We start from the raw sequence: 2,681 nt of genomic DNA on the forward strand, positions 1-2,681 counted from the left end.
CCCGTGCGGCCCTGGATTTGTTGATCGAGGCCATTGCGACGGCACAATATTCGCGCCCACGTGGCAAGGTGGTGCAGTTCCCCTGCCAGGCCGTTAGTTTACCTACTTCTTCACCACGTTGTTCCGCACCGGCTACGCAGGAGGCTGGGTTTCCCTGACCTATCCCCCTGATAACGCCAGCGACTCCAGACTGGACTGCGCATCTACTCGCTGTATCGCGGTCTGCACCGCGCCAGCACCGGACCAGTCGGCGAGGCATTCCGCCACCCTGCAGCAGAACGGCAATGATATGCTGAGGGCCGCGGCGAGGCGCCGCCCTCAGCTACGGCGGGTAACGACGTCATTGAAACCGCCCAGGGCAAAATTCGCTTGGGGTGCTGCCGCCTCTTGGTCGTGGGCGACTTTCGAACCTGCAATTGGCGGAGGCGAGGGATCGGTAACTGTCTGCGGTGCGACAGCCGGTCGGAAATGGTGGGCGCCCCCGATCTATGCATAGCCCTGCGGACAGAGCTCTCAATTGAGCCTGTGCCCTCCGGTCAAAATGATCTGGATCCCATGCGCGACTACTGGGGCTTCCCGTGCTGGGCATTCCGGAAAGTCCGATTCGCCGGGCCGCCTATCTGAAGGACTGAAATTTCACATTCCCCGCTCGAGCTGCATGGATGGCATAGGGGAGGCGAGGTCATTGCGCTCCGCAAAGGCGGCCGCAAGCACGCCTTGCCGGTTGCTCAGTGCGTCGAAGGCAGGACCGGCCCGGGGAACACCGGAGCTGTGGGTTGGCGCATCGTTCGGAATAGCGCGGAGAAAGTTCTATTACAAAAGTAACATTTCGGGCGTTTGAGCCATTCCTAGCGTGCGGGACCGATGGGAGTGTCGTATTGATCCGCGATATGAGCGGTAATTGAAAGATATACAACTTCATATTCATGCAACAAGACCTTGTAGTGATGGAAATGTCGCCTTACCGGCATAAAATGCTGGCGACAGGCTCGGCACTTGCGGCCTAAGTTCATTAGCAAAAACGTCGTGGGTCATCGTGTCGGGCATGATTCTTCGCCCGAAAGCGCCCGCACCCCGCGCGGCAAGCTGCCCGGCACCACCCCGGCTGCGCCGGTCGTGGTGCCGGGCTGGCTGCGCCGGGCCGTTCCCGACGCGCAAAGCCTTGTTGCAAAAAGTTTTGAGGACGTCGCGATCGCCGCCGGCGCCGCCATCGGCAGTCTCGATGCGCTGGTTGCGCCGGCAAGAGCGCTGGGCCGGCGCCTGGCGGCAGCGGCTGGCGCTCGCTGCAGCCGCTCAAGCGGCGCGGGAGGCTGCGCGCGTCGAAGATAAATCAATACTTCGCGACGCCGTGCTGCTGACCCGCCCCAGCGATTTTTTGCCCCCGAGACCAACAAATCCCGGTCCCGCCGGGCTATTGCTCCTCGCCTGGCGGCGTCTGGCGGCCGAGCCTGCGGAGCTGGCCGAGTTGCTGGACGATTTTGGCCTGGCGCAAGACGACGCGGGCGAGCGATCTGGCCGATTCGCTTCGACAACTGGCCAACACCGAAGGCGCGGTCGGGATGCTGACCGGCAGCTAGACGCGGCAACGTCAACTTTCCATCCCGCACGCATCCCGACTCGCCGCCTCAGTCACCGAATTTTGCCATCACATTCATGATCCACTCGCGCTCAGACGACACGCGCGTATACACACCGTACTTCAGGGCCCGTCCGCAACCCTCCCCAGTGGATACAATTCCAACCAAGATGGCGTTCTGTGGGTTATTGCCTTTGGTCAGAGGACCTCCACTGTCCCCTTGGCAAGAATCGGTCCCGCCGCTGGCGCTTCCGGCGCAGATCATCCCAGCAAAGATCTCCCCATTATATGACTCCGGACGATTGCACGTTTCGTTGTCTACGTACGGGACGGTGCCCTTTAGGAGCTGGTTTGATAGTTGTGTTTCTTCGCGTTCTTGCGTGTCTCCCCAACCCGTCACAGTAAGGTTCTCGCCAATAGCAATTTGCGTACTGGCGGTAGCAAGGGGGATGACTGCTGCGGGTTGCGTACTGTCCACCCGCACCAGCGCCACGTCATGTTCACATGTCTTCGGGTCAAAGTCTTCGTGAACAACAAAATTCTTTGCCTCGAACGAAACGCCATCATCGTAATTTTCAGCGCCTACCTTGACCTCGACCTTTACGTCGTCTGTTACACCCGCCAAACAGTGCGCCGCTGTGACGATCCATCGCTTTGCGATCGCCGATCCACCGCACCAGAACTCCCCGTTAACATGGAGTGCGACCTGCCAAGGATGCTGTCCGATCTTGGTCGGCTCGCCATCCACGATTTGCAAAGAAATCGTAGGCTTCGGCGGTGACGGGCACGTTACCTCTCGAGCATGGGCGTGTTGTCCACCAACAAAGATAGCGAGCGCGCACAGGGTAGGACGGGTGATTGGTCGCATCAGTTTCCTCGTACTATTTGGCTTTACATATGTACGGCCGAGTGCCGTAGGGGCAGGTTGAAATACTAACATAGGCCCTCATCCTTGCCATCGTGGCACTTCGGCCAGGAGCAGCAACAACTGATGTCGGATCTACTGCTGCGCATGCACAAGCGACTATATTTTAGTGCCTTCAGCTTTGGCGGCTGCAGCTACGAGCATAGCCTCACCCATCACAGCCTCACCTCGGGCCTTCAA

Annotated in this window: 3 protein-coding genes; 2 read left to right on the plus strand and 1 reads right to left on the minus strand. The window is 59.7% G+C overall.

The features are described 5' to 3' along the window. The first annotated feature begins 1,026 nt into the window (after nt 1-1,026). Together M727_RS44130 and M727_RS41170 are read left to right on the plus strand one after the other, a co-directional pair. Nucleotides 1,027-1,329: a DUF1403 family protein gene (locus M727_RS44130; RefSeq protein ID WP_027156021.1), complete on the plus strand. Its 303-nt coding sequence runs from the start codon at nt 1,027-1,029 to the stop codon at nt 1,327-1,329. Beyond that, nucleotides 1,223-1,657 (plus strand): DUF1403 family protein, encoded by a 435-nt coding sequence (locus M727_RS41170; RefSeq protein WP_348627203.1) that lies wholly within the window; start codon nt 1,223-1,225, stop codon nt 1,655-1,657. Before M727_RS44130 ends, M727_RS41170 begins: the two co-directional genes overlap by 107 nt. Here M727_RS41170 and M727_RS38725 read toward each other — a convergent pair. Beyond that, nucleotides 1,626-2,444: a serine protease gene (locus M727_RS38725; protein ID WP_198032749.1), complete on the minus strand. Its 819-nt coding sequence runs from the start codon at nt 2,442-2,444 to the stop codon at nt 1,626-1,628. The two genes, M727_RS41170 and M727_RS38725, sit on opposite strands and share 32 nt — an antisense overlap. Nucleotides 2,445-2,681: the final 237 nt, after the last annotated feature.

The sequence above is a fragment of the Mesorhizobium sp. WSM2561 genome, assembly GCF_000513915.1.
Lineage (GTDB): Bacteria > Pseudomonadota > Alphaproteobacteria > Rhizobiales > Rhizobiaceae > Mesorhizobium > Mesorhizobium muleiense.

Coding starts and splice junctions, on each gene's coding strand:
- M727_RS41170 (WP_348627203.1), top strand. CDS start 1,223: ATGCGCTGGTTGCGCCGGCAAGAGCGCTGGGCCGGCGCCTGGCGGCAG.
- M727_RS38725 (WP_198032749.1), bottom strand. CDS start 2,444: ATGCGACCAATCACCCGTCCTACCCTGTGCGCGCTCGCTATCTTTGTT.